Raw genomic sequence first — 16,424 nt, forward strand, 5'->3', positions numbered from 1 at the left:
GGCCTTTTTGCGTACTCAGGAAAACCCTGGAATTGAAACAAGCTCTCCTTCCGTTGGTGCGGTTGCCGCAATGTTTTCAATAGGAGGGCTTTTTTGATGGTAAACACGCATCCGTTTCCCAACAGTCGCAAAGTGTATGTGGAAGGGAGTCGACCGGATATCCGCGTGCCGATGCGGGAGATCTCGCTGTCCCCGACCGAAGACCGATTCGGCAGAGAGATGCCCAATGAACCGGTCCGGGTATACGACTGCAGCGGACCCTACACCGACCCGGATGTCACCACCGATATCCGCCAGGGATTACAACCCCTTCGCCGGCATTGGATTTTGGAGCGGGACGACGTCGAAGAATACACCGGTCGGGAGGTTAAACCCGAAGACAACGGACGCCGGGTCAACCTTGAAAATGCTTCGGAAGAATTCCCCGGCCTGAAACGCCGCCCGCTACGGGCCAAAAAAGGGAAAACCGTCACTCAAATGCACTATGCCAAACAAGGCATCATCACTCCGGAAATGGAGTTCGTCGCGATCCGGGAACAGATGGATCCGGAATTTGTCCGGCAGGAAGTGGCGGCGGGGCGTGCCATTATTCCGGCCAACATTAACCATCCGGAAAGCGAGCCGATGATCATCGGCAAGAACTTTCACGTGAAGATCAATGCCAATATCGGTAACTCCGCCGTCACTTCTTCGATCGACGAGGAAGTGGAAAAAATGACCTGGGCTACCCGGTGGGGCGCAGATACCATCATGGACCTGTCCACAGGAAAAGACATCCACACCACCCGGGAATGGATTATCCGCAACTCTCCGGTGCCCGTAGGTACGGTACCGATCTATCAGGCATTGGAAAAAGTAAACGGGGAACCGGAAAAGCTCACTTGGGAGATCTATCGGGATACCTTGATCGAACAAGCAGAACAAGGCGTAGACTATTTCACCATCCACGCCGGGGTATTGCTGCGGTATATTCCTCTGACCGCCGAGCGGGTAACAGGAATCGTCTCCCGCGGCGGTTCAATCATGGCCGCCTGGTGTCTCGCCCATCATGAAGAAAACTTCCTGTACACCCATTTCCGGGAGATTTGCGAAATCTTACGGACATACGATATCTCTGTCTCGCTGGGCGACGGCCTTCGTCCCGGTTCCATCGCCGACGCCAACGACGAGGCCCAGTTTGCCGAGCTGAGAACGCTGGGTGAACTGACCAAAATCGCTTGGGAATACGATGTCCAAGTGATGATTGAAGGCCCCGGGCACGTTCCCCTCCACAAAATCAAAGAAAACGTCGACCTAGAACAGGAGATCTGCCACGAGGCACCTTTCTATACATTGGGGCCCCTGACGACGGATATCGCCCCGGGTTACGACCATATCACCTCCGCCATCGGTGCGGCCACCATCGGTTGGCACGGCACGGCGATGCTCTGTTATGTCACACCCAAAGAGCACTTGGGTCTGCCCAATAAAGAGGATGTAAAAGAAGGCGTCATCACCTATAAAATCGCTGCTCACGCCGCCGACCTCGCAAAAGGACATCCGGGAGCGCAAAAGCGGGATGATGCCTTGTCCAAAGCCCGGTTTGAATTCCGTTGGCGGGACCAGTTCAACTTGTCCCTCGATCCGGAACGGGCGATGGCCTACCATGACGAAACCTTACCGGCAGAACCGGCCAAAACGGCCCATTTCTGCTCCATGTGCGGCCCGAAATTCTGCAGCATGCGGATCACGCAGGATATCCGGGAGTATGCAAAAGACAGGGAATTGGATCTGAACACCGCCCGTGAAGAAGGGATGAAGGAAAAAGCAAAGGAATTTAAAGAGTCCGGTGCGGAAATTTACCGGTGAAATAAAAAGGGCCCCCTCCTACCGACTGGGAGGGGGCTCTTTGTATGTTCAGGGTTGATCGGTGTCTCCAGACGAGCTTTCCTGCGGCTCTTCCAGATACGAATACACCATCACAGGCAGCCAGATCACGGCCACGAGTAGATAAAAAAACGCCAACGGGTTCTTAAACATCGCCGACAGCTGACTCTCCATCAGCTGGAAATGGTGTACCAGCCTTCGCTCAGCATCCCCGGCGTTCCCCGCTTCATATTCTTTGACGGCTTCTTCAATGTGCTGCAATATCCGTTTTGCCTGCCAAAGCCCGATCAACAGATATACGGCCAACACCCACGAAGTCCAAAGAAAAGGCGAGGAAAATTCCATGAAAACTCCCCTTTACAATCGTTTTTATCTACACCCGGATCCTTCCCCTGTTATTGTATTCGCTTCATTGTTTTCCCATTTTTGATTTACCATAAACCGCCGACAAAAGTCAATGGCTTTTCCGAAAATTAATACAAAAGGATGGCTTATGTCGATGAACGGACGGGTTCGAGCCGGGCCGACCGCTTCACTTCCCCGCACTTGGCCGGGGAAGGAAACATCTTCCCGGGATTGCACAGACCATGAGGATTAAAAACACTCCGCACCTCGGTCATGACCGACAATTCCTCCTCTGTAAACAGAAAACGCATCTCTTCCTGCTTCTCCAGACCGACACCGTGTTCTCCGGTGATGCTCCCCCCCACCTCGGTGCATACTTTCAAAATGGCCGAACCTGCCGCCACAGCACGCTCCTGTTTTCCCGGCACCTTGGAATCAAACAAAATCAGCGGATGCAGATTCCCATCCCCGGCATGAAACACATTGGCGATGCGCACTCCTTTTTCCCGGCCGATCTCCGCTATTTTGGCCAGTACTTCCGGCAGGCGGGTCCGGGGGATGACCCCATCCTGCACCAGATAGTCGGGTGCCAGGGTACCAATTGCGCCAAAAGCGGTCTTGCGATTGGCCCACCAGCTTTTCCTTTCCTCTTCGGATGCCGCCGTTCGTACTTCCCGCACATGATGATGCTGACATACATCTACGATGCGCTTGATTTGATCTGCCAGCCCCGCTGCCACTCCATCCACTTCGGCTATCAATACGGCTCCCAGCCCTTCGGGGTATCCCACGGGAAAGGTACCCCGCTCCACTCCTTCGATGGCGAGGGTATCCATCATCTCCAACGCGGCCGGAAGGATGCCGGAAGCGATAATCTCCGAGACTGCCGCACTGGCATCCTCTATCCGGTCAAACAAAGCCAGCACCGTTTGTACCCCTTCCGGCTGTTTCATCAGGCGAACAGTGATTTCCGTCACAATGCCGAGTGTTCCTTCCGATCCCGTTACCAAGCCGGTCAAATCCAGGCCCGGCTCTTCCAATAGACCACCGAGCCGAACAATTTCACCGTCAGGCAGCACCATCTCCAACCCCAGAACGTGATTGGTGGTAACACCGTATTTAAGACAGTGGGCACCTCCTGCGTTTTCCCCGACATTGCCGCCGATGGTGCAGGCTTGCTGACTGGAAGGGTCCGGTGCATAGTAGAACCCGTCCCCTTGCACCGCTTGAGTCAGGTGCAGGTTGACATACCCCGGCTGCACCACTGCCCGCCGGTTCGGAATATCCACTTCCAGGAGCCGATTCATCCGGGCCAGACTGATGATCACCTCTCCTCCGCGCGGAGTGGCTCCCCCGCTCAAACCGGTTCCGGCTCCCCGCGGGATGAAGGGGATTTTCTGCTTATGGAGCAGCCGAACCACCTCGGCAACGTGACGGGTCGTTTCGGGAAACACCACGGCTCGCGGCATCCCTTTGGTCACCGTATAGGCATCGCATTCATAGGCGAGGAGATCTTCCCGACGGTGGAGTACACCGTGCTCGCCCAGGATGGATGTCAGCTGCTGCACAACGGCATCCGCCTCTGTCACGCCGGCTGGGATGCGATCCCCTTTCTCCGTTGGCGTGCTTGGATCGTTTCGATTGTCGACACCATGGTATGCCCAGTCCAACAGCTGCACCGTGTGGACCACCTGCTCCTTCCCGCCGCGTTGGCGAATCCCGCTGGCTACTTGCAACATGCAGCCGGGATTACCCATGACAACCCAATCCACGCCGTCGGGGATGTCGTCCACCTTCCGGGCCAACAACCGCCCCGCCATCTCCGGATGGGTCAGGTTGTATACACCGGCACTGCCGCAGCAGCGGTCTGCATCCGGAAGATCCAACAGCTTTAAACCCGGTATGCTCCGCAACAATTCGCGGGGTTCACGGCGGACCCCTTGTCCGTGAGCCAGATGACAAGCATCATGGTACACCGCTGTTCCCCGGAGCTCTCCCTCAGGCAGTTCAAACCCCTCTTCCGATAGAAATGCGGAGATGTCGATCACTTTGGCGGCAAAGGACTCCGCTTTTTCCCGATAGTGCGGATCGTGCTTCAATAGTTCCCCATACTCTTTCAATGCCGCTCCGCATCCGGCCGCATTCACGATCACCCGATCCGCTCCTGTTTCCAAAAATGCATCGATATTTTGCCGCGCCAACCATTTGGCCGTCTCCCGGTCTCCTGCATGGACCTGTAACGCGCCGCAGCACCGTTGTCCCCGAGGCACCGTCACCTCGCATCCGTTTCGTTGCAGCACCCGGGCTGTCGCTTCATTGATCCCCGCATACATCACATCCATCACACATCCCGTCAACAAGGCCACCCGGCTTCTTTTTTCACCTTGGGCCGGCAACCGTTCTCCCAGACTCTTGCGTGATGGACGGCGGGGGATGGTCGGCAATACGGCCTCCATCTGTGCCAGATGGGACGGTAACAAGCGGAGCAAACCGGAGGTGCGCACCAGGCGCTGCAATCCGGACCGCTGGTACCAACGGAGCAGCTTCCCCAAAAGATGAAGACGGGAGGGATGAGGGAATACGGTCTGCAAGAAAAACCGACTGACCCACCCTTTCCATCCTGTCGGCGGAGAAGCCTGATACCATTGTCCACGCGCTTCTTCGATCAGGGCTCCGACTCGCACCCCGGAGGGACAAGCCGTCTCACAGGCACGGCAGTCCAGGCACTCGAATATCGGATCGGCCAATCCGGTATTCAGCTCCATCCTTCCCTCTCCTACGGCTTTGATCAAATGCACCCTTCCCCGGGGAGAATGGGGCTCCAGCTGTTTTTCCTGATAAGTGGGACAGGAATCCAGACACATGCCGCAATGAATGCAGACATCCCATTTACCGGGATCGGGCGGATCGGCAAAAGGGTATCCCGTCCGCGGCTGTTCCGTTTCCCCATGGATTTGTGCCACACTACATCCCTCCAAACCGACCCGGCGGAAATATCCCTTCCGGGTCCAATGCGGATTTGATGTTTTTCATCAGCGAAAATCCTCCCGGTTTCCTCCCCCATAAATCGATCCGGGACGACAACCCATCGGACGCATGTTCCACCACCACATACCCCTGCATCTCTTCTACTGTGCGACGTAGCGCATGAACCCACTCCGCCGCTTGTTCCGACTGCTCCCGGTGGCCCTGCAGTACCAGATGACTGATACCGGTTCCCAATCCGCCCCACTGGAACAGGCGAAGCTCCTGCTTCCGAGCCGACAATTCTCCTTTTTCCAGCAGTGTTGCCGTTTGGGTCGACAGTGTAATCCCTTTCAATTTCAGGGTGAATCGACCCATCGCCGGTCGAAGATGATGGGGTGTCAGCCGCCCCAACCGTTTCCATATACCCGCCGCTTCATCGCCCCTTCTTTCCTCTTCCAAGTGAAGCCCTTCCTCTTTCCCCCAGTTATGCAGCCGATCCAACTGGGATTGAACCGCAGGGACTTCATCACCAAATCCCACCACTAACCCGCAAGGGGATGTGTCGGTTCCGAACAATTCCTCCCACACCCGGCCGTTTACCAGTTCCACTGCCGAAGGTTCCAACGGAGAATCCAGGAGTCTTCGGGCAAAGACGGCCAATTCGCCCCAGCTCTTTCCCGCCACACCGGCAACGGCTTGATCAGCGGGCACAGGACGCAACTTCAAGGTGCACTCGGTAATCGCACCCAGCGTTCCCATCGAACCGACAAACAGTTTGTTCATATCGTAACCGGCCACATTTTTCACCACTTTGCCCCCGGTACGAATCACTTTCCCGGAAGCCAGTGCCACACGCAGCCCGAGCACGGCATCCCGTACCTGTCCATTTTTCAACCGCTTAGGTCCGGTACGGGCCAGAGCCACCGCCCCGCCCACCGTCGTCACCCCTTGCCACGGAGGATCCAATGGCAGCATCTGCCCATGCGGCTGTAACACTCCTTGCAAACGTTCCAGTGTCACCCCCGGTTGGACTGTGATCGTCAAATCTCCGGCGGAATGCTCCACCACCCCTGTCATCCGTTCCAACGAGAGGCGAATCCCAGGGACTTCACCCGTTTCCGTGCGAAAAGCCCCCCTCCCTTCGGGAAAAAGAGTGATCCCCGTTTCTTTCGCCCATTGGATCGCTTGAACAACATCTTTCTCCGACTCAGCAAAGATGAGATCTTTCTGCACCTTTTCGCGCCCCAGCCGGGAAGCCAGCTGCTCCCTGTTATGAGTGGTAACCGATGTCGCTTTCATTTCCGACCTCCCCAACGCAATTCAATCTCTCTGACCCACCATCCTGCCCATTCTGTCATATAACAGTTTTTGTTTACGATACCATAGGGAAAGGGGTCATTCAATCCGAAATATTTGTGAACCTCTCGCCATTGAAATGGCGAGCTTCTCGTTTCATCGAGCCGACTCTGCCGTACTCTCCACGAAGGCCAGTTCCTGGCCTGATTGAGTTTTAAGAAGCTTTTTGTCTTGCGAGTTGCAGAATGTTAATGGCCGCATTGACATCCCGGTCCTGTTCATAGCCACAAAAAGGGCAACGATGGACCCGTTCGGCCAATGTTTTTTTGACGATCTCACCACAGCTAGCGCATCGTTGGCTGGTTTGATGGGGGTTGACCTGGACCACACGCTTACCAGCACTCTCAGCCTTGTAAGTTGTGTACTGAACCAGTTGCCTCCATCCCACATCCACAATGCTTTTCGCCAGGTGATGATTCTTTGTCATTCCCTGCACATTCAGATCTTCAAAGGCGATCAAATCATATCGCTTTACCAGCACATGACTGATTCGATGCGCGTAATCCTTCCGCTGATTGGCGATTTTTTCATGCATGTTGGCAAGAAGGCGAACCGCCTTTTGCCTACGATGGGAACCTTTTTTCTTTCTGGATACAAGCCGCCCGAGCTGTTTAAGTCTCCGCTCCGATCTACGCAAGAAGTGTGGGGAGGCAAAAAACTGCTCATCAGATGTCACAGCCAAGTGCTTAATTCCCAGATCCACACCGACTTCCTTCCCCGTTTTCGGTAAAGGTTGCAGGTCAAGCTCTGCGACGAGGCAAGCGTAGTACCTCCCGTTTTTCCTGACGATGGTACAGGTCTTGATGGTCCCGGTGATCTGTCGGTGTAGGCGGATTCGAACCTCTCCGATTTTGGACAGCTTCAAATATTTCCCCTCCACGACGAATCCACTTTGCGGATAAGTGAAGCTACGGTAGCGGTTCTTTCCTTTAAACCGGGGAAATCCGGCTTTCTCTCCATTCTGTACGCGCCGGTAAAAAGCTTTGTATGCTTTGTCCACCCGCTCCACTACATTTTGCAGCACTTGGGAGTAAACTTCCTTTAATGGCGGAATGGCCTTTTTCCGAGCGGGGAGTGTCTTCTTCTGCTCATAATACGACAAGGTTTTTGCTTCCGTTCGGTATGCGTGAATCCGTTCATCGAGCAAACGGTTATACAATAATCGGCACCGTTCCAGGGTGAAGTCGATCCTTTCCTGTTGTTCTGGCTTTGGATATAACCGGAATTTGTAGGTGCGAAGCATCAGTCCCCCCCTTTCTGTTGGTTTTCGATATACCTTCGGATCGTATCTTCCGAAATGGAGCCGATGGTCTCGATATAGAAACTACTGTTCCAAAGGTGTCCTCCCCAAAGTTTCTGTTTTAGATGGGGAAATTTTATGAAACATTTTCGTGCGGAAATTCCTTTTAGCATCTTGACTATGTAAGAGGGAGCCAATTTTGGATGAGCGGAAGCAAATACATGGACGTAATCCTTCTCACCCATCATGACAACTTCAAAGCCTTTTTCCTCCGCAATCTCTTGAAAAAGCTTTGCCAGAAAGGATTCAATTTCCGTATCCAGTACTTTTCTGCGATATTTGACAGACCAAACGATATGATAATGGACGTTATAGACACAGGTTCTCGCATGCTTGATGTATCTGATCGTCTACAAGGATTGTCGGTCTTGCGAGGGGATAACACCCCCCTCGACCGACGCTCGCTTTCATCTACCCTATTGAAATGGGGAGGATTCCCGCTCGCGATTCCTAAAAAGAATGGAAGCGAGAAAGAAGCAAACCATTCGAGATCGCAACGGCGGAACTTTAGATGAAAATATTGTCGGGGGACTATCATTTAACCGAAAAAGATGGTGTTCAGGATATTACCTGCCCAATGTGAAATACCAGGGGACAGGCACCCATGAAGTTATCCTCTTGCGGTTCGAACGTGGACGTAGGCGAGAAAGTAGTTTCTGCAGGAGCAGCGTGACCGCTTGCTATGGCGTTTCCTCCACCGTTATATGGGAGATTCCTGCACTCGCTACACCCGATTGGGGCTATGTATTGCATGGTTTGGGATGACGTACAGTGGCACAAAAGACCCGCTACCAGCGGATGAGCACCGCTCACGTGTTTTATTTTATCAAAGATGGTTGTTCTTAGCATACCCTCTAGGGCATGTCTGTCTCTTTAAGCTTCATCGATAGACGGGGAGAGTCGGTGTGATCGGCAAGATCCTTTGCACTCACAGAGTACAAGTCTCACCAAGGTCGCTCCGCTCCCTGGTCTCGCTATGCGCTTTTTGCAAGAGATCGGAGACGGACACACCGGACTACCCGATAACAAATGATCAGACAGACCCTAGGGATACCGGTAATGTTTTTTCTGATATTTTCATCTCAGCAAGATACTCTCCCTTAATGGAGCTTACTCCGAGACTGATTTCAGCCTTGTAATGATCAGGTTCCACTTCGGTTAAGGACTTGCAGCCGGGTGTGGCCTTCTGCAATATAGCCGGATCGTTTAAAGCTGTCCAAACTTCCTCTTGAAGAGCATGAACCGGAATTTTCCCTTGTACGTCCATTTATCATTCCTCCTTAATTAGTCCCTGTTGTTATACCAATCTCCTGATTCTCTTTGATCGAGTGCCTTCCCTCGGGTTTCCGGTCCGAAGAAGACCATGATGATAATCGAAAATAGGACGAGTGATCCTATAATGCTAAAGGTATTAGTCAAGCCGAGGGTCGGCCACAGCCATGTACCGAAAATAACCGGCACCAAACTGGCACCAATCCGGCTGGCAAAGGAGGCCCAACCGAAACCAGAAGCTCTTAATAACGTTGGGTAGACTTCCGGAGCATAGCAGTAGATAGCAGGGATCACCACTTGACTAGCAAATCCGAAAACCAAGATCCATATCCGTGCCAAGGCGGGAGTTTCAATTTGCATCGTAAAAAGCACCATGGCCAAAGACGAGATAAAGCCGCTCGCTCCGATCACCCATTTACGTCCTACGACTTCAACCAACCAAGCCGCCGCTAATACGCCGGCAATGCCGATCGCCGTCATGGATGTGGCAAAGAGATAGGCTTTATAAGCGGGATACCCTTGATTAACCAAAATTGTCGGCAACCAAGTGATTACGCCATAGTACAGCAACAAAATAGTGACAAACAAAGACCACACAGTAAAAGTGATCTTCCAGTTAAAGGACCAGATACTTTTGAATTGGCGGAAGAAACCCTTAAAAGAAGTCTTCGAACTGTCAGCTGGTAAAGGTAGTGTCCAATTTTCTACCGATGCCCCCGTTTTATCGACTAGGGATTGAATTACCTCCCTCGCTTCTCGATCCCGACCCCTACGGATCAAAAACAATGGGGATTCTGGAACCGACCGGCGAACCCAGAACACGAGCAGTGCAGGTAACACCATAAAGAGGAGCAAAATCCGCCAACTCTGAAGCGGTAAAAGGGCTACGGACACAATTCCGCACACCGTTAACCCAATCGGCCACCAAACATCCAGGGCTGTTAAAACAGCACCCCTATTTTTCCTCGGCATGAATTCGGCAACCATTGAATAATCGACCGGAATACAGCCGCCCAGGCCGATCCCCGCTATAAAGCGGGAGATCAATAGCCAACCGTAGGACGGTGACAACGCTCCTAAGACGCTGAATATGGAGAATATGAGCAAGGTATATGTGAAAGCGCGTTTCCGCCCAATCAGATCCGCAATCGTCCCCCAGATCACAGCACCGACGGCCATGCCGATCAACCCAGCCGAACCGAACAAACCTAGTTGAAAGCCGCTCAACCCCCAATCCTTAGCCAAAAGTGGTAGGAGAAAACCTGTCAATCCGACATCCCAGGCGTCAAACATGTAACCGAGACCGCCAATAATAAAAATCTTTCCTTGGGTGTTCCACCGCCATGGCAGATCTTGAATCACTTGGTCTCCAGTTTTCATTAAAAATCACTCCAGATTTTATTTAGGATAAAACCCGCTATTAGCTATTGTTTTTGTTTTCCTTTACCACCGCTTCAATCACGTCACCAATATTCTGGTAGCCGGTACATCGGCATAAGTTCCCGGCAATCGCATTTCATCTCGAGTTGGACAAGGATTATCCTGAAGAAAGTGGAAAGCCGTTATTAACAAACCGGGGGTGCAAAACCCACACTGCAAGGCGTGTTTTTCCCAAAAAGCCTGTTGCAGCGGACCATCTGGAAGTTCTTCGACGGTGACCAATTCCGAACCAATGGAATCGTTTCATGATTTATTGAGTTAGGTTTTACCTTACCGGTCCCAAACTCATCAGCGTCGGACGGCTATCTCCGACGATTATATTATTTACGGTATCTACCTTTTCTTTAATTCTAACCTTGTTGGCCGGAGACATTCCCCTGTGTATCAAAGTGTAATTTGCTTTGGCAGCCGGAGCAGCCTACCTGATTCACAAAATGGAAAGAATACCATCTTCGACGTCGGAGAAGGGGTGGAAGCGCTTAGAGCTTGCAGGATAAAGACGGGTATCTCTTCTGGCGGATGTGTAACCCGCGTTTGTTTCGGGTATAGTGTCAAAATGGAAACGAGAAAAGGAGGTCACAGAAAATGAAAGTGCTTGTCATCGGAGCCAATGGAAAAACCGGACGCATCATCGTCGAGCTGTTGGGAAAAAGCGCCCATCAAGTACGGGCCATGATTCGTCATGAAGAGCAAGCTCCCGCCTTGGAAAAGCTGGGAGCGGAAACCGTTGTGGCCGACCTGGAGAAAGACGTCTCCCACGCCCTGGAGGGGTGTGATGCGGTCATCTTTGCTGCAGGTTCGGGGTCGCATACCGGTCCTGACAAGACCATCGCCGTAGACCAGGAAGGGGCCATCCGCTCGATGGAAATTGCGGAAACATTGGGTGTAAACCGCTATATCATGCTGAGCTCCCTCCGCTCCAACGAGCCGGAAAAAGGCCCCGAAAAAATCCAGCACTACCTCCTTGCCAAGAAAAAAGCGGACGATCATCTGCGATCCACTCGGCTCAACTATACGATTGTGCGCCCCGGACGTCTGTCTGACGATGTGGGCACGGGCAAAGTCAACTTGGCCGAAAGGCTGGAGTTCCAGCCGGATCCGATCCCCCGAGCGGATGTGGCCCAGACCCTAGTGACATGTTTGGATGTCTCCAATACCCAGCACAAATCCTTTGACCTTTTGTCGGGTGAAACGCCGATTGAAGAAGCGTTGAAGCGTTTATAAGCAAGCAACAAGACCATCCGAATAAGGGATGGTCTTCAGATTGATGACAAACCTTTATGATAGCTTCGACTCTTTTGCCCATTGCTCCCTTTCCTCCGACGCAGAAGTTATACTGTCCGCTCCAAGAGGTTCAACGAGACGCGGCACAATGCGGAGTGCGCCGCTTTTTGTCTCGTCTCCTCTCTTGTCGCTGAGTTCGTCGTCAAAAGTCGCTGCTCGGGCAAAAGAGTTCTTCAGCTCATTTAGGGAAACTTTGTCGGCAGCTCCGAATTAAGGGATAGTCTTGTTGGAGTTCCCATTCTATTCTCTCTTCTATTTCCCAGGAAAAGAAGACGATGAAAATGTCGGAACATCTCTCTGGTACGTTCTCTCTGCTGTTATACGTTTACAGACTTGGACGCAGGAATCGGCTGTTTTTCTTCCGTACTTTCCTGACCGGGGTTAAACTCATTTTCGCTTTTGGACACCACCACAGTGGCAATCCCGTTCCCGATCATGTTCACGATGGCACGGGCTTCAGACATGAATCGGTCCACACCCAACAACAGAGCCAGACCTTCCATCGGAATCACCTTCATCGCACTAAGTGTGGACGCCAGCACAATGAACCCACCGCCGGTTACTGTTGCCGCGCCTTTGGAGGTCAGCATGAGGACCGCGATAATGGTTAGCTCCTGAGAGAGAGAAAGGTCAACGCCGCTCACCTGAGCCAGAAAGACAACGGCCATGGACAAATAAATGGAGGTGCCGTCCAGGTTAAAGGAATACCCCGTGGGCAAAACCAGACCCACTACCGATTTGGAACACCCAAAGCGTTCCATCTTGTTCATCATCCGCGGGAGTACCGACTCAGAAGAAGAGGTACCCAATACAATAATGAGCTCTTCTTTAATGAATTTCAAATAATTCCACAAACGGAATCCATACAGTCTGCAAATCAGGTTCAAAACGACAAACACAAACAGAAACATCGTAATATATACGGACAACATCAACTTGCCCAGCGGAAGGAGCGAAGACAAGCCATATTTCCCGATCGTGTAAGACATGGCACCGAATGCGCCAAAGGGAGCCACCCGCATGACGATGTTCACGATCTTAAAAAACACCTTCGTGATTCGATCAAAAATATCAATGACAGGCTCGCCGACCTTACCCAGAGAAGATAAAGCGAAACCAAAAAGGATCGCGATAAAGACCACCTGAAGAATTTCACCTTCCGCAAAGGCACCCATCATATTGGAAGGAACGATATGGGTAATAAAGTCGAGCAGCCCCATCTTCTCTCCTTCCCCTACGTATTTCGCAACCTCCTCGCTACCTTTGGTCGGATCTAATGTAACACCGACCCCCGGTTTCACCAGGTTGGCTACAATCAGACCGATCACCAGCGCGAAGGTGGTAACGATCTCAAAGTACAAAAGCGCTTTTCCTCCCACCCTGCCCACTTTTTTCATATCCCCTACACTGGCAATCCCGAGAACAATGGTGAAAAAAATGATGGGAGCGATCAACATTTTCACCATATTAATAAACAAGTCACCCAACACCTGCATCTTCACTGCTATTCCCGGAGCAGCCACACCTAGGATAACAGCAAGCACAATAGCACACAGCACTTGGAAAGTGAGATTCTTGTATACTTTTTGCATTCTGTCTCAACCTCCTTTTGGCGACTATAAGAGTCTTATGCACCTTATGAAGCCGGGTGTATAGCAAGTACAGAGATGATTTACCCCTTTGGAACGGTGAGTAATCGCTTTCATTTATGTCGAAGTGTCTATGTCTATTATGTTAACATAGTTTTGCTGATTCCTTGTAGACAATGTAATCAACAAAAACACATCGGCAAAGTAAGTAAGGCGACACTAACAATCGGTCACCTCTAGATAAGGCTTAATTCGTTCCGCGCAATGATCATTTTTTTGATATTCATATACAGGACGCCCATATGTCTAATAGGATAGATCCATTGACAGATGCCCCATATCCGTTAAAAAGTTAAATACTTACGAATGGATACTCGGGAAATACCCACGCGCTCAACACTCCCGTGAAGGACAATGCCAGCTCGGCCCTCCCCATGAAAACCGGAGGGCCTCATCATTTTCACTTCTTTCGATACGCTCGGGGATCACACTGGGGCACGAATGCCTCCGCCTCTGCCCTCTCTTTTTCACTGGGGACACTGATTTCGGTTACACCCGTCAGCCCGGCAATAGCTTGCAGCAATCCCTCGCGAACTTGTCGCTCCAGGGTTTCCACCGATGGATGGCCCGCAAACTCCGCCAGTGTGCCGACCGTTTCCAATTGAACCGGACGGGTTCCCTCGGCCATTTCATAAAAGGCATTCAATGCGGATACTGCCATCTTGGGATCCTGATGGGTCAAAAACGTCGCATGAGCCAGAATGTAACCGGGTTTGCGGGAAGCCAGCCCTGCAGGGCCGCCCTTCCATACTTGAGAGGTTCCTGCCAGCTTCTTTCCGTCTACAACGACGTTATATCTGCCATCGCAAAAAGAACCCGGAACTTCCGCAAAATATCCGTCCAGCCCGAAGGTATCCGCCAGCATTTTCTGGAGTGGCAAGCCCAGCATGCGATAGACATCATCGATGCTGTATCGCTGATCTTTGGGGCGGGGCAAGAACAGCGACAGGTTGAGGGTGCCCGGACCGTGCGGGACCGCCGTACCCCCGCTTTGCCGGACGAACACCGGCCAGCCTACCTCTTTCATCATCGCGGCAGCTTGCTGTGCTTGAGGAGTCAGAACATCCTTTTTCGCTACGGCAATGGCCTGAGGTCCTTGCCAAATCCGAAGCGTGGCCGGGGCTTCTTGACGGGCAACGGCTCGTCCCAAGGCTTCCTCCATCGCATAACTGAGGGCAGTGGGTGGAGTGTCATCCCACAGCACCCGCCACTCTTTTATCTCCTGATACATGCGTTCCTCTGTATGGATTTGTTCCATCGTTTTGTCCTCCTGCTCTTCAAAACCACTTACTATCATACACCAAGGCCAGATAGGGCTGAAGACCTCCAGCTAGATGACAAATCTGTCCAGTAAGAAAAGAATGTCCTTTTATCCGTCTCTTCCTTTCCGATGTCACAGATAACTGCCCGCTAGGAATCGATGGCCGAGGCCCGATCCAAAAGAAAAAACTGTATGCACCCCTGAGCCACACATCCCACCTCTGTTTTATTACTCCGATGTTACAAAATGATGTCCAGTTTAAGCGTTCATTACAAATGCCGCAAATCCCCCACAAGGCCGATTTTCTGTTTTATAATGTACCCAACAACGAACGGAGGTGCTTCATCATGAACCAAGCAATCGGATTGTTTAACGCTGCTGCGATCAGCCTGCCCTGCTGGATGCTCCTGTACTTCGCCTTTCACCTGTTTTTCTGATCTTGCTTTATGGTCACCTGACAAGTGACCCATAACGTGCGGATGTAGTTCAATGGCAGAATGCCGTTTGTACCGGTGATACGGGTTCGATTCCTGTCATCCGCCGTACAATGATCTCGATCACCCGCCTGCAGGCGGGTTTTTGCATGAAAAAAGACTGTCCGCCAAGACAGTCCTATCTATTCCGGGATTCCTTATTGCTTCTCCGAAACTCTTCAATCACCCGCGCCAGAATGATTGCCTCTTCCCGATACCATCGGATGCTCCGCCCTTTGCGATCTCCTTCTCGAATCTTTCGATTCAATTCGTCATATCTACGCTGAAGGCACCCTTGGGCCATATTCCACTCTTCCCAGGAGAGTTCCATCTCCAGTTTCAAGTTGCCCCACTCTCCTTTTCTGCAGATCCGTATGGGAGCTAAAGAGGTGGCGCATGCGTTGCAATTTAGCGGCTCATGAGCGGCCGCATACGGCGAGCATTCTCTTGTGCCGCCATCATCGGATCCTGCTCAAAATGTTCTTGTTCTACAATCACCCAGGGAATCGCCAACGATTGGGCCGCTTCGACGATTTCTGCCGGATCGATTTCTCCCCGTCCGATCTCCGTGCTGATTTTCTGTCCTTCCATCTGTGTTAAGTCCTTCATATGGATGGCAGTGATCCGGTTGCCGTACTTTTCCAACAATTGCAACGGGGACCGACCCATGTACACAGCCCAAAAAACATCCAGCTCCAGCTTGACCCACTGCGGATGTGTCTCTTCCATCAAAATCTCCAACCCGGTAATACCGCCCTGATCGGCCAATTCAAAATCATGATGATGGTAGCCGAAAGTGATTCCTGCTTGGTTGCAAGCTTCACCTATTCGGTTCAACTCAGCGGCCACCAGGCGGTAGTCGGATGCTTTCCGGCGCTGATGCTCCTCCAAATAGGGACAAATGACCAAGGAGCACCCGAGCTCCCGATGATCATCCAAGATCTCCATCAATCGGGATGATTTCAGTTGGTCATAAGGAACGTGGGAACCTGCTGCCTGCACCCCCGCCTCCCTCATCACCCTCCGGATGTCGGAAACTGCATGACCAAAAAAGCCGGCAAACTCCACTCCATCGTAGCCCATTTTCCCCACACGGCGAATGGTGTCCAACAAATCTGCTTCCGCTGCTTCCTTTACGGAATATAACTGGATGCCTAATCGGTATGTCATTCTATGCCACCTCCGGGTCGTTGGTGCCTTCCTTGGTTTCC

14 protein-coding genes, 1 tRNA gene and 1 pseudogene are annotated in these 16,424 nt (G+C 52.0%); 3 read left to right on the forward strand and 13 right to left on the reverse strand.

Annotated elements, in window-relative coordinates; all coding sequences use genetic code 11:
- Positions 1-96 precede the first annotated feature (96 nt).
- Positions 97-1,848, forward strand: a complete 1,752-nt coding sequence (thiC, locus tag IEW70_RS03515) for a phosphomethylpyrimidine synthase ThiC (protein WP_188646534.1) — start codon at positions 97-99, stop codon at positions 1,846-1,848.
- Positions 1,849-1,896: 48 nt separating this feature from the next.
- On the opposite strand, the gene IEW70_RS03520 is transcribed toward thiC, so the two are convergent.
- The 9 genes and pseudogenes from IEW70_RS03520 to IEW70_RS17740 all read right to left on the reverse strand — a co-directional run bounded on the left by IEW70_RS03520 (position 1,897) and on the right by IEW70_RS17740 (position 10,768).
- A complete protein-coding gene (locus IEW70_RS03520) occupies positions 1,897-2,211 on the reverse strand; it encodes a hypothetical protein (RefSeq protein WP_188646535.1) in 315 nt (104 codons plus the stop codon).
- 146 nt (positions 2,212-2,357) lie between these two features.
- Positions 2,358-3,800, reverse strand: coding sequence for an FAD-linked oxidase C-terminal domain-containing protein (locus IEW70_RS03525; RefSeq protein WP_229751821.1), 1,443 nt, complete (start codon positions 3,798-3,800; stop codon positions 2,358-2,360).
- Positions 3,801-3,848: 48 nt separating this feature from the next.
- Positions 3,849-5,189: pseudogene (locus IEW70_RS17735) on the reverse strand ((Fe-S)-binding protein); the annotation flags it as partial.
- Entirely contained in the window at positions 5,176-6,477 is a 1,302-nt protein-coding gene (locus IEW70_RS03530; RefSeq protein ID WP_188646536.1) for an FAD-binding oxidoreductase, read from the reverse strand. The pseudogene IEW70_RS17735 and the gene IEW70_RS03530, both read right to left, overlap by 14 nt.
- A gap of 211 nt (positions 6,478-6,688) precedes the next feature.
- Complete coding sequence (locus IEW70_RS03535) at positions 6,689-7,777, reverse strand: RNA-guided endonuclease InsQ/TnpB family protein (protein WP_188646537.1); 1,089 nt, start codon at positions 7,775-7,777, stop codon at positions 6,689-6,691.
- Positions 7,777-8,181, reverse strand: a complete 405-nt coding sequence (gene tnpA / locus IEW70_RS18380; RefSeq protein WP_188646711.1) for an IS200/IS605 family transposase — start codon at positions 8,179-8,181, stop codon at positions 7,777-7,779. The genes IEW70_RS03535 and tnpA overlap by 1 nt, the downstream gene beginning before the upstream one ends.
- Before the next feature lie 686 nt (positions 8,182-8,867).
- Positions 8,868-9,101 (reverse strand): SRPBCC family protein, encoded by a 234-nt coding sequence (locus tag IEW70_RS03545; RefSeq protein ID WP_188646538.1) that lies wholly within the window; start codon positions 9,099-9,101, stop codon positions 8,868-8,870.
- A gap of 17 nt (positions 9,102-9,118) precedes the next feature.
- On the reverse strand, positions 9,119-10,486 hold the full coding sequence (locus IEW70_RS03550; RefSeq protein WP_188646539.1) for an MFS transporter: 1,368 nt from the start codon (positions 10,484-10,486) through the stop codon (positions 9,119-9,121).
- A gap of 78 nt (positions 10,487-10,564) precedes the next feature.
- Positions 10,565-10,768 (reverse strand): 2Fe-2S iron-sulfur cluster-binding protein, encoded by a 204-nt coding sequence (locus IEW70_RS17740; RefSeq protein WP_308423120.1) that lies wholly within the window; start codon positions 10,766-10,768, stop codon positions 10,565-10,567.
- 363 nt (positions 10,769-11,131) lie between these two features.
- Here IEW70_RS17740 and IEW70_RS03560 point away from each other — a divergent pair, with 363 nt between their 5' ends.
- On the forward strand, positions 11,132-11,770 hold the full coding sequence (locus tag IEW70_RS03560; protein ID WP_188646540.1) for an SDR family oxidoreductase: 639 nt from the start codon (positions 11,132-11,134) through the stop codon (positions 11,768-11,770).
- A 377-nt stretch (positions 11,771-12,147) separates the two neighbouring features.
- Here the strand turns inward: IEW70_RS03560 and IEW70_RS03565 are convergent, their stop codons facing one another.
- Complete coding sequence (locus IEW70_RS03565) at positions 12,148-13,422, reverse strand: dicarboxylate/amino acid:cation symporter (protein WP_188646541.1); 1,275 nt, start codon at positions 13,420-13,422, stop codon at positions 12,148-12,150.
- A 457-nt stretch (positions 13,423-13,879) separates the two neighbouring features.
- Entirely contained in the window at positions 13,880-14,737 is an 858-nt protein-coding gene (locus IEW70_RS03570; RefSeq protein WP_188646542.1) for a lipoate--protein ligase family protein, read from the reverse strand.
- Positions 14,738-15,215: 478 nt separating this feature from the next.
- On the opposite strand from IEW70_RS03570, the gene IEW70_RS03575 reads away from it, so the two are divergent.
- Positions 15,216-15,282, forward strand: a tRNA-Thr gene (locus tag IEW70_RS03575).
- 70 nt (positions 15,283-15,352) lie between these two features.
- Here IEW70_RS03575 and IEW70_RS03580 read toward each other — a convergent pair.
- Positions 15,353-15,556, reverse strand: coding sequence for a hypothetical protein (locus IEW70_RS03580; RefSeq protein ID WP_188646543.1), 204 nt, complete (start codon positions 15,554-15,556; stop codon positions 15,353-15,355).
- Between the two features lie 65 nt (positions 15,557-15,621).
- A complete protein-coding gene (locus IEW70_RS03585; RefSeq protein WP_188646544.1) occupies positions 15,622-16,383 on the reverse strand; it encodes a sugar phosphate isomerase/epimerase family protein in 762 nt (253 codons plus the stop codon).
- Between the last annotated feature and the right edge of the window lie 41 nt (positions 16,384-16,424).

The sequence above is a fragment of the Marinithermofilum abyssi genome (genome assembly GCF_014641195.1).
GTDB classification, from domain to species: Bacteria; Bacillota; Bacilli; order Thermoactinomycetales; family DSM-45169; genus Marinithermofilum; species Marinithermofilum abyssi.